We start from the raw sequence: 17,299 nt of genomic DNA, 5'->3' as shown, positions 1-17,299 counted from the left end.
GATCAGGCGGTGCCGTCGGCACCGCCGTCGTGGCCGTCGGGGTTGGAGCCGCCATCCGCGGGACCCTCACCGCCATCCGCGGTACCGTCGGCGCCACCGTCATGGCCGTCGGGGTTGGAGCCGCCATCCGCGGGACCCTCACCGCCATCCGCGGTACCGTCGGCGCCACCGTCATGGCCGCCGGGATTCGAGCCCCCATCGGCGGGACCTTCGCCGCCGGCGCCGGAGGTGGTGATGTCGTCGTCGTCGAGTGCCATCGGGTGAATCCTCTCGTCAGCGGAGCCGCCGGGTCGGGGCTCCTCTTTCACTATGGGCAGCAACGCGCCACGTGTCCGGGCATTGGCCGGATCGTCACGCCGGCGCCGCTCACCCGAATCGGATGATTTCCCCGCTCCGGCGTTCGGCAAACATGGTCCGGGACAGATCCGGGCGTAGCGTGTCCGCGGTGAGACATTGGGGCGTCCTCGTCATCCTGTGCGCCGCGCAGTTCATCATGGTGCTCGACACCACCGTGATGAACGTGTCGGTGTCTGCTGTGGTCGTCGATCTCGACACCACCATCACCCAGGTCCAGTTGGCGATCACCCTCTACACGCTGGTGATGGGCTCGTTCATGTTGTTCGGCGGTCGACTCGGCGACATGTTCGGCCGACGGCGGATGTTCTCGATCGGTCTGCTCGTCTACGGCCTCGGTTCGTTGATCACCGCCTTCAGCCCGAACATCGGGACCCTGCTGTTCGGTTGGTCATTCGTCGAGGGCGCCGGTGCGGTTCTCGTGATGCCGGCGATCATCTCGCTCACCGCGGCCAACTACGAGGGCCGGGACCGGGCCACCGCCTACAGCGCGCTGGGCGGCATCGCCGCCGCCGGCGCCGCCGCGGGTCCGCTCATCGGCGGGTGGGTCACCGAAACGCTCACCTGGCGCGTGGTGTTCGCCGCCGAGACGGTGGTGTGCATCGCGGTCATCGCCTGTGTCAAGGTCATCGCCGACACGCGGACGGAGACCTCGCGACGGATGGACTGGGGCGGAACGGTGCTGTCCGCGTTGGGTCTCGGATTCATCGTCCTGGCCCTGCTCAAGGCCGGGACGTGGGGCTTCATCCGCCCCTCCGGGGCCCTCACCATCGGGGGCACCGAGATCACGCCGTTCGGGTTCTCCATCGTGCCGTTCATGATCGTCGCGGGCATCTTCGGCCTCATCGCGTTCGTCCACTGGGAACGTCGCGTCATCGAGCGCGGGGAGACGCCGCTCATGCACCCCGACCTGCTGCGAAAGCTCCAGTTGCGCAACGGGCTCGTCATGTTGATCGCGCAGCAGACCATCATCGGCGGGATGTTCTTCGTGATCCCGATCTATCTGCAATACGTGCTGCTCAAAGATGCCTTCGAGACCGGCCTCAAGCTGGCCCCGATGTCCCTGGCAATGCTGATCGCCGCGTTCGCGAGCCCGAAACTCGCTGCGACACAGTCACCGCGGCGCATGGTCACCACCGGCCTGATCCTGGTGATCGTGGGATCGTTGCTGCTGATCACGACCATCGACCCGGAACTCCGGCACGCCTTGTTCGCCGTCGGGATGGCGGTGTTCGGAGCCGGCTTCGGCCTGATCGCGTCCCAGCTGGGCAACGTGATCATGTCGTCGATCGGCGACCGCGACCGTGGTGAGGCCGGTGGGCTGCAGGGCACCGCACAGAACATCGGAACGTCGGTCGGCGTCGCGATGCTCGGTGCGCTGCTGATCGCCTCGCTGAGTTCGGGATTCAACAACGCCGCCCAAGCCGATCCGAACATCTCCGCGCAGACCAAGCAGACGGTGTCGGAGCTCTCGGCCGATGGCGTGGAAATCGTGACCAAGGACAAGATCGTCGAGGCCGGTGCGGAACTCGGGCTTCCTGAGGGCGAGATCGCTTCACTCACCGAGCATTACGTGAACGGTCAGATCCAGGCGATCAAACAGTCCATCCTGCTCGCCGTCTTCCTCGCCGCCCTCGGCCTGGTGATCGCGCAGCGTCTCCCCCGAATCCCGGGTGCCGAGTTGGGCACCACGCCGGTGGCCGCCGCGGGACCGCCAGAGCCGTGAGCGGCGACGACCTCAGCCGCCGAGGATCTTTGCCTTCTGCGCGGCGAATTCCTGCTCGGTCAGGATGCCCTGCTGGTACAGCGCACCGAGTTCCTTGAGCTGTTCGATGGTGTCCTGCGTCGATGCCGCCGGCGGGGCGGCAGGCGCCGGAGCGGGTGCGGCGACCGGAACGGGTTGCTGCGGCTGCGAGTAGCGCTGCTGCTGCTCGTACTCCTGCTGTGCCCACTTGTTCGATTGACGCCGGGAGACGCGATTGCTCACCGACGTCGCGGTTCCGGCGATGACGGCGGTGCGCGCGGCGGCGCGGATGAGTCCGGGCATGATGTGCTCCTTGCTGGGTGGCGGACGGTTGGGGTCGGTCGGCGTCGAGCGTCAGGCCTCGGCGGCGTCGAGAGCCTCGACGAGGGCATCGACAGGGATGCGGCCCGATGCGACGACCTGGGCGCCGTTGCGACGCAGGGCGGTCGCAAACGGTGCGGCCCAGGAGTTCTCATACACGATGATGCCCGCCGCAGTCCCGGGTTCGAGCACCGACGATGCCTCGGCGATGTCGTCGTCGCCGATCAGGTCGGCCGACGCCCCGTCGAGGACGGCGAACTCGCCGCCGAGTTCGTCGATCGCGATCTGGGTGACCGTGCCGTCCTCGGCCTTCGCCACGAAGGCCAGATCGATGATGCGGATGATGCCACGGTCCACCAGCTCGATCAGATGGGGAATCGCTTCACCACTGGGTTGCTGGTCGGGCCATTCCAGGACCAGGTAATCGATGGGACCGATTTCCTGAACGTCTTCTTCGGTCATGGGAATCCTCGCTGCGTCGCGATTGACAGGTGGGTGTCGATCGCAGCCTGACATCGACCCGCGACCTACGGATCCGATGGTAGTGCGGACCCACCTCCGCACCGCGGGTTTGGGGCCATTCTCATCCGGGTCGGGTGAAACCCCTACGTGGGTGCCGACGCGGCTTCGGGTCCCCGGACGTGCCGCACACCGTGCCGCCGAAGCACTAGGCTGGCCGGATGTCATCGAGTGCGGTCCGGTCGGTCGCCGCCGGAATCCTGGTGGCCCTCGCCGGCATCTGTTACTCGTCATGGGTTCTCGAGTTCTTCTGGGCCAGTCCGCTCGATCCGATGCGCAGCTTCCTGAGCGAACTCGACGCGGCCCACCGGCCCCACCGCGAGGTCTACGTCGGCGGCGACATCGCCGCCTCGTGCTGCGCGATGATCGCCGCCGTCCTGATGCTGTTGCCACGGCCACTCACCCGCGGATTCCCCGCGATCACCGCCGTCGCCGCACTGGGCGCCTTCGGTGCATCGACCATCGCCGACGCCCTCTCACCCATCGAGTGCATACCCGGCGTCGATCCCGGCTGTCCGAGCGAACCCAGCGGCATCCTGCCGCAGCTGCATCACGTGCACGCACTCACCAGCACGTTGGCGGTGTTCTCGATCTTCACCGCGATGATCGCGGCCACCGTCGCCGCTCACCGCGACAGGGTGTGGCCGCTGCTGCGTGTCGTCGGGGCGATCGTGCTGACAGTCGTTGTCCTCGCGACGGTGTGGATGTTGGTCGCCGACAACCTCGGCGGCGATTACCGACTGGGGTTGGCGCAGCGGATCCAGGTCGGCGGGATGACCGTGTGGCTGGTGCTGTGGGGATGGTCGATCATCTCCGGGCGTCCACGGGGCGCTGCATCCGCGCCGACCTGAGGCGGTGGAGGTCACCGCAGGTCGATGACCTCCCCGGGGGCGTCACCGTCGTACATGGTGGCGATGCGCTCGGCGTACTTGGTCGCGATCGGCTTGCGCCGCAACTTCATCGTGGGGGTGAGCTCGTCCCCGCCCGGGTCCCAGGCCGCGGGTACCACGGTGAACCGCTTGATCTGTTCCACCCGCGACAACTTGCCGTTGCCCTCCCTGATGGCGGCCGAGACCTCCTCGATCACCTCACGTCGCGCGGACAATGTGGCGATGTCGGCGTCGGGGATGTTGAGCATCTTGGCGCGTGCGGCGGCGGCATCCGGATCGAGGACGACGAGAGCCGCGACATACGGTTTGGCATCGCCGATCGCGACCACCTGACCGATCAACGACGACGCGGCCTTCATCGCATTCTCGATGTTGGTCGGCGACATGTTCTTCCCGGCCTCGTTGATGATCAGTTCCTTCTTGCGATCGACGATGGACACGTTGCCCTCACCGTCGATCGTGGCGATGTCGCCGGTGGCGAGCCAGCCGTCGTCGTCGATCGTCTCCGCGGTCTTGTCCGGCTGCTTGCGGTAGCCCCGCATCACCACGGGCCCGCGGATGAGGAGCTCACCGTCGTCGGCGAGTTTCGTCTCGACCCCGGCGACCGGCTTGCCGACGGTGCCGATCTTGAGGTTCTCCGCCGTGGTCATCGTCGACACACCGGTGGTCTCGGACATGCCCCACACCTCGAGGACCGGGATGCCGAGGCCCAGGAAGAACTGGAGCACCTCCGGCGGGATCGCGGCTGCCCCGGATCCGGCGAAGGTGAGTTGATCCATCCCGATCGCGGCGCGCACCTTGTGCAACACCAGCTTGTCGGCCAGTCCGTGTTGGACCCCGCCCAGCAGACCTTCGCCACGTCCCTCAATGTGCGCGCGGGCCGAGCTCGCACCGGCGCCGAGCGCCCACGCGGCGAGGTTCTTCTTGACCGGGCTCGACTCCTCGGCCATCTTCGCCTCGATACCGGCACGGATCTTCTGCCACACGCGCGGCACACCGAAGAAGAACGTCGGCCGGACCTCGGGCAGGGCGGCGGCGATCTCGCGCGGGTCCGGGACCGTGGTCACCTGGATGCCGCGGACCATGTTCGCCGCGTGCGAGGAGACCCGATCGGCGATGTGGGCGGCCGGTAGATAGGAGATGATGCGGTCGTCGAAGCCGACGTCGACGTGCTCGGCGAGCGCGGCGAGCTGCGCGACGATGTTGCGGTGGGTGATCTCCACACCCTTCGGCGGACCGGTGGTACCCGAGGTGTAGATGAGAGTTGCGAGGTCGTCGGGCCGCACGGCACGCCACGCCGCATCGAGGTCGAATCCCTCGGGCGCAGTGCTCTGTTCGAGTTCGGCCAGAGTCATCGCGTCGCTCGCGGCGCCGTCGACGACGATCGTCGTGGTGACCGCCGTCCGCGCCGCCCGGATGGCCGGCAGGAAGACCTGCTCGGTCACCACGACCGCGTTCCCCGCGTTGCCGAAGAGATACTCGATCTGCTCCGGCGAACTCGTGTTGTAGATGGAGAACGGGACCGCGCCGAGGTGCAGCGCCGCGGTGTCCACGAGGTGGAACTCGGGACGGTTGGTGAGCATGATCCCGACCGTGTCGCCGTGGCCGACCCCGAGGGCCGCCAATCCCCTGGCGATCGCCTCGACACGCTCTGCGTACTCCGCCCAGGTGATCTGCTGGATCCCGCCGACGGTGCGCAGCGCGACGGCGTCCGGTCGGATGGTCGCCGTCTGCTGGAAGGCCTCCGGGAGGGTGCTCACAGCGACGCCGCTCTGGTGTGGGAATGTGATGAGTTCTGTGTCCGCCATGACCGATTTCCTCGTTCTGCCCGACTACGTGGTCGGCATCACAGTACCCAGTGGACCGGACATCGGACAGCGATCGACGAGATTGGTAATGCAACAGTAAAAATCAGTCGTCAGCGGCACATTTCGACGGCCCGAACTCCCGCGGCACCGGCCTCGTCAGCCACCCACCGGCCGAAGATCCCACGAGCCGCCGCCGGTGAGTTCGAGCACCTCGGTGTGGTGCTGATCGGTGGTGCTGCGGTGGCTGACCGACACCAGGATCGTGTCCGGGAGCTCGGCCCGGATCAGCGTGTACAACGAGTACTCCAAGCCCTCGTCGACGGCGGAGGTCGCCTCGTCCATGAACACCACATCGGGACGTGTCAGCAGGACGCGCGCGAACGCGACGCGCTGCTGCTCACCCGGCGACAGCACCTTGGACCAGTCCTCCTCCTCGGCGAGACGATCGACGAGATGCGGGAGGAACACGCGTTCCAGGACGGCCCGGATGGCATCGTCACCGACGTCATCGGGCAGCGCCGGATAAGCGACCGCCGTACGCAGGTCACCGAGCGGGATGTACGGGATCTGCGAGAGGAACAGCGTGCGATCGCCCGCCGGCCGGGCGAACTCACCGTCGACGAACGGCCAGAGCCCGGCCAGGCCACGAAGCAGAGTGGTCTTGCCGGAGCCCGAACGGCCCTTGACCACCAGGGCGTCGCCGGGGTCGAGTGACAGGGACAGATCGCGGATGAGTTCGGCGCCATTCGGCGTGTTGATGTCGACGTCGGTCAACCGGACCGCGCGGTCGCGGTCCGTGGTGGCGATCACGGGCAGCGTGCGCGACTTCTGATCGGCGTCCTCGAGTCCGTCGAGACGGATGATCGACGCCCGTAGGTCGGCGAAATCATCGTATGAGTTCCGGAAGAACGACAGCGCATCGTGCACGTTGCCGAATGCGTCGGCGGTCTGTGTCATGTCGCCCAGGCTGATCCGGCCCTCGAAGAACCGGGGCGCCTGCACGAGGTATGGGAACACCACCGAGAGTTGGGTGATGCTGAAGTTCCAGCCGACGAACTTCAGATTGCGGAACACGATCTGCCAATAGTTGGCGATGACTGCGGAGAAACGCGTCATCAGACCGTCGTGCTCGACTCGCTCGCCCCGGTAGAACGCGACGTTCTCGGCGCCGTCACGGACCCGCACGAGGGCGTAGCGGAAGTTCGCCGTCAGGCGTTCGCGCCAGAAATTCAGGCGGATCAGCGGATGGCCGATCCAGAATGCGATCACGGTGGCGATGAGGACGTACATGAAGACGAGCCAGACCATCATCCGTGGGATCTCGACACCCCAGATCGTCATCGGCCCCGACAGGTTCCACAGGATCTGCGAGAACGACACGATCGTCACCAGAGCGGGGATGACACCGTTCGTCGACGATCCGCCGGAACTGAAGAGCAGAAGCCGACTCGACTGCGCGACGTTCGTGATGTCGGATTCGATGCGCTGATCGGGGTTGTCGATGCCTGGTTGGATTCCGGAGTCTTTGCTGTCGTCGCCCAGGTCCACGAACCTGTTGCGGTAGAACGCGTTGCCCCGCATCCAGTCCGCCGTCGCATACGAGGTGAGCCACCGCCGCCACCTGATCTCGAACGCTGCGCCGATGTACAACTCGACGAGAGTGCGGACGACGTGGATCGTCGCGATGATGCCGAACACCCACATCGAGTGCCAGAAACCGGACTTGCCCGCGTCGATCAACTGCCGGCCTGCCGCACCTTCCCCGGTGAGGCCGGAACCGACATTCTGCAGCGCCGTGAACAGATCGTTGCCCCAGTAGGAGAACAGGATCGACATCCGCACGCCGAAGATGGAGAACACCAGTAGCGCGATCACGAAGGCCCACGCGACGACACGGGTGTCCTTGCCGATGAAGAACTCCCCGTTGACCCGCCAGAACTGGCGGCCCCACCGGGTCATGCGAGCGATGAAGAAGCCCACCACGAGGAGGCCGAGGAGCGAGATCGCGCTGGCGATCGCGATCCACCGTAACGACGTCCAGACCTCGGTGGCCCAATCGATGCTGTATTCCATCAACCCCCCTCGGCATCAGCCTGCGTTCGGTCGGACAGATCGCCGCAGTCTAACCCGCGGGCCCCGACGGCACCCGTCAACGTCCCCGCGGCCGGTCCAACCGGCTCCCGGGGATCTAACCGAGGGGTCGCAGTACCGCGCCAGAGGTGAGCGCCGATTCGGACACCGTCTCCTGGAAGACATTCCCGACGCGCACGACATATCCGGCACGGCCGGACGGGACGTCGCGGGCCCGGAACTGCATCTCGCACCGCCCGGCGTCGCCGGAGCGTCGCGGGCCGAGGGTGGTGGCCGACAGTTCGTCCCCGGTCTCGTCGAAGATCTGCACGGGGGCACCCGGGCCGACCTGCAACGCCAGGCCCGGCGCGGTCGGGCAGAGGATCACCCCGCGCGCGGTGAACGCGGACGCGTTGATCGAGCCGACCACCAGCGCGACGACCGCCACCGCCGCGAGCGCCATGGCCGCCAGCGCGCTGACCAGAATGACCGGCGACCGTGTGGTGCGCTGCCAGGTGCGTTGCGGCAGCATCGGTCCCGAGCGCAACCAATACTGCGGTGGCGGCGCGGCGGGCGCCGCGCCGGTGAACGGGCCGACCGGCGGTGTCGTACTCGTGGACTCGGCCGGCCCATCGTGCGGGTTCATGAGCGGCGGACCGTCGGGCCGAGGCGGCTGGGCGGAGGTCATGGCGACCAGTCTGCCAGGAGACGGATTTGGCCTCGATACGCCGACTCGCCTGGCGGCTCGTCGACTACTCGACCACCGGGAAACGCTCGCCGACCACCCGACCACCGGGAAACGCTCGCCGACCACCCGACCACCGGAAAAATTGCGTCGACCACCCGACCACCGGAAAATGTGCGCCGACCACCCGACCACCGGGAAACGCTCGCCGACCACTCGACCACCGGGTCGGAGCGGTTCAGCTCTTCGGCGGGAAGTACTTGATGAGAGCCTCCTGCACGACGGAGGTCGCCAACTGGCCGTCGCGCATCCAGAATCGACCCGAGCCCATGCCACGGGATCCGGAGGCAACCGGCGACCGGGTCGCGTAGAGCATCCAGTCGTCGAACCGGAACTCACGGTGGAACCACATCGAATGGTTGACGGTCGCGGCGAACAGCCGATCGATCCCCCACGACAGACCGTGCGTGGTGATGATCGAATCGAGCACGGTGGTGTCCGAGGCGTAACACATCGCCGCCACGTGCATGATCGGGTCGTCGGGCATCGGACCGTCGGTCTTCATCCAGACGCGGTTGTCCTTGAGTCGCTCCCCCGCGTCGCGCATCTTCCAGGTCGGGTCGTTGGCGAATCGGATGTCGATCGGATGCATCGCGTTGACGAATGTCGCGATGCGGTCCTCGTAGCCCTTGAAGTGCTCGCCGAGCGGCGGGAGCTCCTCCGGATACGGCACCTGCGGGATCTCGACGGCGTGCTCGAGCCCCGCGGTGTTGTCCTGGAACGCGACCAGCATCGTGAACACCTCGACGTCGTCCTGCACCGCCGTCACCTGCCGGTTCGCGAACGCCTTCCCGTCCCGGAACCGGGCGACGTGATACTCCATCGGCTTGCTCACGTCGCCGCCGCGGATGAAGTGGGCGTGCAGCGCATGGACCGGCGGGTTGCCGCGGGTGATCGTCCGGGACGCGGCCACCACGCCCTGGGCGAGCAACTGCCCGCCGAACGTACGTGCGGTCTTCTGTTCCGGATGTTGTCCGACGAAGAGGTCGTCACCCCGCCGCTCGACGTCGAGCAGAGCTAACAGTTGTCCGAGATCCGCGGATTGTTCGGTCATGAGAGCACACCCTATGCCCCCATGACCGATGCAAGCTCAGTGGTCCTGCTCGCCGATCCGGTGGACGTGAATCATGTTGGTGGAACCCACCGTTCCGGGAGGAGCACCGGCCACGATCACCACCACGTCGCCTTCGGCGAGCCGGCCGATCCGGAGCAACTGCTGATCGACCTGATCGATCATGTGGTCGGTGGTGTCGACGTGATCGACGATGAACGTCTCGGTGCCCCAACTCAACGCGAGTTGGCTGCGCACCTCCTGCATCGGCGTGAACGCCAGCAGCGGGAGCCGCGAATGCAACCGGGCCAGACGGCGCACCGTGTCACCGGACTGGGTGAACGCGACGAGCGCCTTCACCTCGAGCCGCTCACCGATGTCCCGCGCGGCATACGAGATGATGCCGCGCTTGGTCCGCGGCACGTGCGACAGCGGCGGCACATCACGCGAGCCGCCCTCGACCGCGCGCGCGATCTTGTCCATCGTCAGCACCGCATCGATCGGCCACTTGCCCACCGACGTCTCGCCCGACAACATCACCGCGTCAGCACCGTCGAGCACAGCGTTGGCGACATCGGAGGCCTCCGCGCGGGTGGGGCGCGAGTTCTCGATCATCGAGTCCAGCATCTGCGTCGCCACGATCACCGGCTTGGCGTTCTCCCGGGCCATCTGGATCGCCCGCTTCTGCACCAGCGGCACCTCTTCGAGCGGCAGCTCCACACCCAGATCACCGCGAGCGACCATGATCGCGTCGAAGGCGAGCACGATCGCCTCGAGATTCTCGATCGCCTCCGGCTTCTCCAGCTTCGCGATCACCGGGATACGACGACCCACCCGGTCCATCACCTCATGGACGAGCTCGATGTCGGCAGGGCTGCGCACGAACGACAACGCGATCATGTCCACGCCGAGCTCCAGCGCGAACTCCAGGTCGGCGATGTCCTTCTCCGACATCGCCGGCACCGACACGTCGACACCGGGCAGTGACAAGCCCTTGTTGTTGCTGACCGGGCCGCCCTCGGTGACCGCACACACGACGTCGTTCCCGTCGATCGCCGTGGCGACCAGACCGACCTTTCCGTCGTCGATCAGCAGTCGATCGCCGGGCTTGACGTCCTCGGCGAGGTTCTCGTAGGTCGTCGACACCCGATTCTGGGTGCCGAGCACGTCGTCGACGGTGATGCGGACCTCGTCGCCGGTAGCCCACATGACCTCACCGTTGAGTGCGCCGTCGTCCTGGAACTTGCCCAGCCGGATCTTCGGTCCCTGCAGATCGGCCAGGATGCCGACGGCCTTCTCCGTCGCGTCGCTGGCCTTGCGAACCCTCGCGTACACCTCGCGGTGCACCTCGTGGGTGCCATGACTCATATTCATTCGCGCCACGTCCATACCTGCGGAGACGAGCTCTTTGAGCTTCTCGTCGCTGCTGGTGGCCGGACCCAGGGTGCAGACAATCTTTGTTCGCCGTGTCACTGTGATCACCTTAGTCGCGTTGTATCGCCATCTCTATCTCAGCGGCGATTGGACACTTGCAGTCCACGTGGGGTTCGGGCAGGTCAACGTAGGTAGCCGCGGTCGTCGCGAACAGAATGAAAACATCCTGTCCGCGCGAGTTGCGATGTGCTCTCGAGTGGTCGGACTCAGCGCACCGACAACGGCAGCGCGGCCGGCCGGACGGGGGACGGCAGGTCGGATTCGCCCATCAGGAATTCGTCGACGGCGCGCGCCGTCGATCGTCCTTCGGCGATGGCCCACACGACGAGGGATGCGCCACGATGCGCATCACCGCAGACGAACACGCCGGGCGCGTCGGTCTGCCAATCACTGCCGCAGGAGAGCGCTCCGCGCCCGTTGCGGTCGATGCCGAGATCATCGAGCAGCGGGCCACCCTTCACCCCGGCGAAGCCGATCGCGAACAAGGCCATCTCGCAGGGGATCTCGAACTCGTCGCTGACCGGAGAGACGACCCGGCGCCCGTCCGGTTCGCGAACGACCTCGACCTCGGCCAGGACCATGGCGGTGAGGTTGCCGTTCTCGTCCCCGACGAACCGCTGCACCGCGACCTGATACTTGCGCTCGCCGCCCTCGGCGTGTGCCGACGACGTCCGCATGATCAACGGCCAGGTCGGCCACGGCGACCGCGAATCGTCCCGGTCGGACGGCAACTCGGGGTTGTAGTCGAGCTGCACCACCGAGGCCGCGCCCTGCCGGTGTGCGGTGCCGAGGCAGTCCGCACCCGTGTCGCCACCGCCGATGATCACCACGTGCTTGCCGGCCGCGGAGATCGGCGACGGACCGTCGCCCTCACATTCCTTGTTCGCCGGCACGAGGTGTTCCATCGCGAGGTACACGCCGCGCAGGTCGCGACCCGGCACCGGATTGTCCCTCGCCTCCATCGCCCCGATGGCCAGCACGATCGCCTCGTGCCCGGAGCGCAACTCGGCCACCGACAGGTCGGTGCCCACATCGCAACCGGTGACGAATTGCGTTCCTTCGGCGCGCATCTGCGCGATGCGGCGATCGATGTCGGATTTCGGCAGTTTGTACTCGGGGATGCCGTACCGCAGCAGCCCGCCGATCCGGTCGTCGCGCTCGTAGACGGTCACGTCGTGTCCGGCGCGGGTCAGCTGCTGCGCGGCCGCGAGACCGGCCGGGCCCGAACCCACGACGGCGACCGATTTGCCCGACCGTGCCGCCGGTGGCTCCGGCCCGATGATGCCCTCCGCCCACGACTCGTGCGCGATGGTCTTCTCGATCCGCTTGATCGTGACGCTGCCGCCGGTCGTCGGCTCACTGATGGACAGCACGCACGCGGACTCACACGGCGCCGGGCAGACCAGGCCGGTGAACTCCGGGAAGTTGTTGGTGGCGTGCAACCGGGCACTGGCCGCATCCCAGCGGCCACGGCGTACGAGATCGTTCCACTCGGGGATCAGGTTGCCGAGGGGGCAACCCGCGCTGCCGGAGTGACAGAACGGGATGCCGCAATCCATGCAGCGACGACCCTGTTCGGAGACCTCGGCGAGCTCGCGCAGAGGATTCTCCGAGTGCGCGTAGACGTCACCCCAGTCCTGCACACGCTCGGCGACAGGTCGGTACTTCGACTCTTTCTTCGGGACATCCAGGAACCCGCGTGGATCAGCCACGTGCCGCCTCCATGATCGCTGAATCGACGTCGCGCCCTTCGGCTTCCGCCATCCGGGCGGCGTCGAGCACTCGTTTGTAATCGGTGGGCATGACCTTGGTGAAGGCCAGGCAACGCCGCGGCCAGTCCGCCAGCATCGACGCGCCGATCGCCGAGCCGGTGAGCTCGGTGTGCTTGGTGATCGTCTCGTGCAGGAACCGCAGGTCGTCGGGATCCGGCCGCAGCAGGGCCACCATCGCGGGATTCACCTTCGCGGCGTCGAGGTCGTAGACGAACGCGATACCGCCCGACATCCCGGCGGCCAGGTTGCGTCCGGTGGGACCGAGGATCACCACACGGCCACCTGTCATGTACTCACACGCGTGGTCGCCGACGCCCTCGACGACCGCGGTGGCACCCGAGTTGCGGACCGAGAACCGCTCGCCGACGCGGCCACGCAGGTACACCTCGCCCGAGGTCGCGCCGTACAGGATCGTGTTGCCGGCGATCACCTGGTCTTCGGCGATGAACCACGCGTCGGGGTCGGGGGCCACGACGATCTTGCCGCCGCACAGGCCCTTTCCGACGTAGTCGTTGGTGTCGCCGGACAGCGAGATGGTGACGCCGGGCGGCAGGAACGCGCCGAGTGACTGACCGGCCGACCCGGTCAGTTTCACCACGATGGTGTCCTCGGCCAGGCCCTCGGCACCGTACCGTCGGGTCACCTCCGACCCGAGCAGCGTGCCGACCGTCCGGTTCACGTTGCGGACCGGCAGTTCCAGGGTCACCGTGTGGGCGTCCTCGAGCGCACCCTCGGCGAGCTGGATGAGCGTCTGATCCAGTGCACGGTCGAGGCCGTGGTCCTGACCGCGCATCCGGCGGGTGGGACCCTTGTCCTCGTACTTGCGGAAGATGGGCGTGAGGTCGAGACCACGACTCTTCCAGTGCGCGACCGCCGCGTCGGTGTGCAGACGCTGCGACTGCCCGATCGCCTCGTCGAGTGTGCGATAGCCCAGCTGCGCCAGATACTTTCGGACATCTTCGGCGATGAACCGGAAGAAGTTGACGATGTGCTCGGCCTGTCCGGTGAACCGCGCCCGCAGCTGCGGGTTCTGCGTCGCGACACCCACCGGGCAGGTGTCGAGGTGGCAGACCCGCATCATGATGCAGCCCGTGACGATCAGCGGCGCGGTGGAGAAGCCGTACTCCTCGGCACCGAGCAGTGCGGCCATGATCACGTCGCGGCCGGTCCGCAGCGCGCCGTCGCACTGCACCGTGATCCGGTCGCGCAACCCGTTCAGCATCAGCGTCTGCTGCGCGTCGGCGAGCCCGATCTCCCACGGGGTTCCGGCATGCTTGAGCGAGGTGAGCGGCGACGCACCGGTGCCGCCGTCGTGACCGGAGATCAGCACGACGTCGGCGTGCGCCTTGGAGACCCCCGTGGCGACCGTGCCGACACCGACCGCACTCACCAGCTTGACGTGGATTCGCGCGTCGGAGTTGGCGTTCTTCAGGTCGTGGATCAGCTGCGCCAGGTCCTCGATCGAGTAGATGTCGTGGTGCGGCGGCGGCGAGATCAGCGCGACACCCGGCGTCGAGTGCCGCGTCTTGGCGATCCACGGGTACACCTTGTAGGCCGGAAGTTGTCCGCCCTCACCGGGTTTCGCGCCCTGCGCCATCTTGATCTGGATGTCGGTTGCGTTGATCAGGTAGTCGCTGGTCACGCCGAATCGGCCAGAGGCCACCTGCTTGACGGCACTGCGGCGCTCCGGGTCGTACAGACGGTCGACGTCCTCGCCACCCTCACCGGAGTTCGACCGCCCGCCGATGCGGTTCATCGCGATGGCGATGGTCTCGTGCGCCTCGGCCGAGATGGATCCGTAGCTCATGGCGCCGGTGTTGAATCGGGTCATGATCGACTCGACGGACTCCACCTCGTCGAGCGGGATTGGGTCCCGACCGGCGATGTCGAAATCGAACAGCCCACGCAGCGTGCCGCCCTCGCGGGACAGCTTGTCGACCTCGTCGGAGTACTTCTGGAAGACCTCGGCCTGCCCGGTTCTCGTCGCGTGTTGCAACAGGAAGATCGTCTCCGGGGTGAACAGGTGCAGTTCGCCCTCGCGGCGGTACTGATATTCGCCGCCGACCTCGAGCCTGCGGTAGACCTGCTCGGTGGGGTTCTCGGGGAATGCCCGGTGATGCCGCATCCGCACCTCTTCGGCGAGTTCGTCGAGACCGACACCCTCGATCCGCGAGACGGTCCGGGTGAAGTACTCCTTGACGACCTCGGACGACAACCCGACGGCCTCGAACGCCTGCGCGCCGGTGTAGGAGCTGATGGTCGAAATGCCCATCTTGCTCATCACCTTGAGCACACCCTTGCCGAGTGCCTCGATGAAGTTGCGGCTCGCCTTCGACGGCCGCACGCCGGTCAGCTCGCCCTCGGCGATCAGGTCCTCGAGCGACTCCAGAGCCAGGTACGGGTTGACCGCCGCGGCCCCGAAACCGATGAGCAACGCGATGTGGTGGACTTCGCGGGCATCGCCCGACTCGACGACGAGAGCGACCTTGGTCCGCTCCTTGGTACGCACCAGGTGGTGGTGCACCGCCGATGTCGCCAGCAGCGATGGGATCGGCGCGTGCTCGCGGTCGGTGTGCCGGTCGGAGATGACCAGGGTGGTGTGCCCTTCGGCGATCGCCTGACTGGCCCGTAGACGCAGATCCTCGAGCGCCGCGGCCAGCCCGGAGCCACCCTCGGCCACCTCGTACAGGCCGGACAGGACCTTCGCCGACAACCCCGGGTTGTCCCCGTCGTCGTTGATGTGCACGAGCTTCGCCAGATCGTGGTTGTCGACGACCGGCCAATGCAGCAGGATCTGCCGGCACGACGCCGCCGTCGGATCGAGCAGGTTCTGCTCCGGGCCCATCACCCGCGCCATCGAGGTGACGATCTCTTCCCGGATGGCGTCCAACGGCGGGTTGGTGACCTGCGCGAACAGCTCGACGAAGTAGTCGTAGAGCAGTCGTGAGCGTTTGGACAGCACCGCCACCGGGGTGTCGGTGCCCATCGAGCCGAGTGGCTCGTACCCCGACGCGGCCATCGGGGTCATGAGGACGCGCAGGTCCTCCTCGGTGTAGCCGAACGAGACCTGCCGCCGCACCACCGTGTCGTGGTTGGGCTTGTAGACCGGGCGGCTCGGCAGCGTGGCGATGTCGAGCAACCCAGCGTGCAGCCACTCGTCGTAGGGTTCGGCGTGGATCAGGTCACCCTTGATCTCCTCGTCGGGGATGATCCGGCCCTGCTTGGTGTCGACGAGGAACATGCGGCCCGGTTCGAGCCGACCCTTGGAGATGACGTCGTCGACCGGGACGTCGAGGACGCCGGCCTCCGACGCCAGAATGACGCGGCCGTCTCGGGTCTGCCACCAGCGACCGGGGCGCAGGCCGTTGCGGTCGAGGACCGCACCGACCACGGCGCCGTCGGTGAACGTGACACATGCCGGACCGTCCCACGCCTCCATCAGGGACGCGTTGAACTGGAGGAACGCACGCCGCTTCGGCTCCATGTCCGGGACGTTCTCCCAGGCCTCCGGCACCATCAGCATCACGGCGTGCGGCACGCTGCGGCCACCGAGGTGCAACAGCTCGAGGACCTCGTCGAGTGACGCGGAGTCGGACGCCTCGGGGGTGCAGATCGGGAACGCCCGCTTGAGGTCCCCGGGGATGAGGTCGGTCTCCAGCAAGGCCTCGCGGGCGCGCATCCGGTTGCGGTTGCCGCGGACCGTGTTGATCTCCCCGTTGTGCGCGACGAACCGGAAGGGATGCGCCAGCGGCCACGACGGAAACGTGTTGGTGGAGAACCGGGAGTGCACGATGGCGATCGCGCTGTGGCAGCGGTCGTCGCGCAGGTCGTCGTAGTAGAGCGGCAGCTGCATCGTGGTCAGCATGCCCTTGTAGACGATGGTCCGGCTCGACAGCGACGGGAAGTACAGCCCGGTGCCGGCCTCGTCGATCTCCGGGGTGACCCGCTCGGCCTGCTTGCGGAACGGGTAGATGAAGCGATCGAGTGCGACGCCACCGATCCGGGGCGCACCTGCCGCCGGCTCGACGGTGACGAACAGCTGCATCATGAACGGCATGCAGCCCAGTGCGGTCTCGCCGATGTCGGCGCGGGTGGCGTCGACGGGGACCTCGCGCCAGCCGAGGATGGTGACACCCTCCGACTTCGCCAGCGTCTCCACACGGTCGACGGCCTGCTGACGCAGGATCGGGTCGGCCGGCAGGAAGCAGGTGCCGGCCGCGTAGGTGTTGTCGCCGTCGGCGGTCGGCGCGGGAAGGTCGAAATCGACCACCGCACGAAGCAATTCATCGGGGAGCTGAATCAGGATGCCGGCGCCGTCGCCACTGTTCGCCTCGGCGCCGGCCGCGCCACGGTGCTCGAGGTTCTCCAGCGCCAGAAGTCCGTCCGCGACGATCGAATGTGACCGGCGGCCATAGACATCCGCCACCATCGCGACGCCGCAGGAATCGACCTCGGCCTCGGGGTCGTACAACCCCTGCTTGGCCGGGAGCGCAGAAAACAACATCTCGAACCTCCACTCGACTCGCTGACGAATCGCACTGCTCGATGTCCTCAGGGACAGCGCTGGCCCGTGGAGCAATTGTCGGTGCCG

At 67.0% G+C, this 17,299-nt stretch carries 12 protein-coding genes; 2 read left to right on the top strand and 10 right to left on the bottom strand.

The annotated features are described in order from the left end of the window. Positions 1-2: 2 nt before the first annotated feature. Positions 3-257, bottom strand: coding sequence for a BatC protein (locus D7316_RS01735; RefSeq protein WP_124706770.1), 255 nt, complete (start codon positions 255-257; stop codon positions 3-5). 188 nt (positions 258-445) lie between these two features. On the opposite strand from D7316_RS01735, the gene D7316_RS01730 reads away from it, so the two are divergent. Then, entirely contained in the window at positions 446-2,080 is a 1,635-nt protein-coding gene (locus D7316_RS01730) for an MFS transporter (RefSeq protein WP_232016721.1), read from the top strand. A gap of 12 nt (positions 2,081-2,092) precedes the next feature. Here D7316_RS01730 and D7316_RS01725 read toward each other — a convergent pair whose 3' ends face one another. Together D7316_RS01725 and D7316_RS01720 are read right to left on the bottom strand one after the other, a co-directional pair. Then, positions 2,093-2,401, bottom strand: coding sequence for an SHOCT domain-containing protein (locus D7316_RS01725; protein WP_124706769.1), 309 nt, complete (start codon positions 2,399-2,401; stop codon positions 2,093-2,095). A gap of 51 nt (positions 2,402-2,452) precedes the next feature. Continuing rightward, complete coding sequence (locus tag D7316_RS01720) at positions 2,453-2,881, bottom strand: DUF6325 family protein (RefSeq protein WP_124706768.1); 429 nt, start codon at positions 2,879-2,881, stop codon at positions 2,453-2,455. A 218-nt stretch (positions 2,882-3,099) separates the two neighbouring features. Between D7316_RS01720 and D7316_RS01715 the strand changes: the two genes are divergently transcribed. Beyond that, complete coding sequence (locus D7316_RS01715) at positions 3,100-3,789, top strand: DUF998 domain-containing protein (protein ID WP_124706767.1); 690 nt, start codon at positions 3,100-3,102, stop codon at positions 3,787-3,789. Positions 3,790-3,800: 11 nt separating this feature from the next. Here the strand turns inward: D7316_RS01715 and D7316_RS01710 are convergent, their stop codons facing one another. The 7 genes from D7316_RS01710 to gltB all read right to left on the bottom strand — a co-directional run bounded on the left by D7316_RS01710 (position 3,801) and on the right by gltB (position 17,212). Further along, positions 3,801-5,636, bottom strand: coding sequence for an AMP-dependent synthetase/ligase (locus D7316_RS01710; RefSeq protein ID WP_124706766.1), 1,836 nt, complete (start codon positions 5,634-5,636; stop codon positions 3,801-3,803). A 156-nt stretch (positions 5,637-5,792) separates the two neighbouring features. Beyond that, positions 5,793-7,709 carry an ABC transporter ATP-binding protein/permease gene (locus D7316_RS01705; RefSeq protein ID WP_124706765.1) on the bottom strand — a complete coding sequence of 639 codons (1,917 nt, stop codon included), beginning with the start codon at positions 7,707-7,709 and terminating at the stop codon, positions 5,793-5,795. A 115-nt stretch (positions 7,710-7,824) separates the two neighbouring features. Further along, a complete protein-coding gene (locus D7316_RS01700; protein ID WP_124706764.1) occupies positions 7,825-8,394 on the bottom strand; it encodes a hypothetical protein in 570 nt (189 codons plus the stop codon). 235 nt (positions 8,395-8,629) lie between these two features. Next, entirely contained in the window at positions 8,630-9,505 is an 876-nt protein-coding gene (locus D7316_RS01695) for an acyl-CoA thioesterase (RefSeq protein ID WP_124706763.1), read from the bottom strand. A gap of 36 nt (positions 9,506-9,541) precedes the next feature. Beyond that, entirely contained in the window at positions 9,542-10,975 is a 1,434-nt protein-coding gene (gene pyk, locus D7316_RS01690) for a pyruvate kinase (protein ID WP_124706762.1), read from the bottom strand. A gap of 167 nt (positions 10,976-11,142) precedes the next feature. Continuing rightward, positions 11,143-12,648, bottom strand: coding sequence for a glutamate synthase subunit beta (locus D7316_RS01685; protein WP_124706761.1), 1,506 nt, complete (start codon positions 12,646-12,648; stop codon positions 11,143-11,145). Beyond that, a complete protein-coding gene (gltB, locus tag D7316_RS01680) occupies positions 12,641-17,212 on the bottom strand; it encodes a glutamate synthase large subunit (RefSeq protein ID WP_124706760.1) in 4,572 nt (1,523 codons plus the stop codon). Before gltB ends, D7316_RS01685 begins: the two co-directional genes overlap by 8 nt. Positions 17,213-17,299 lie beyond the last annotated feature (87 nt).

Source organism: Gordonia insulae (assembly GCF_003855095.1).
GTDB classification, from domain to species: domain Bacteria; phylum Actinomycetota; class Actinomycetes; order Mycobacteriales; family Mycobacteriaceae; genus Gordonia; species Gordonia insulae.
This window is presented reverse-complemented; position numbering and strand designations above follow the sequence as displayed.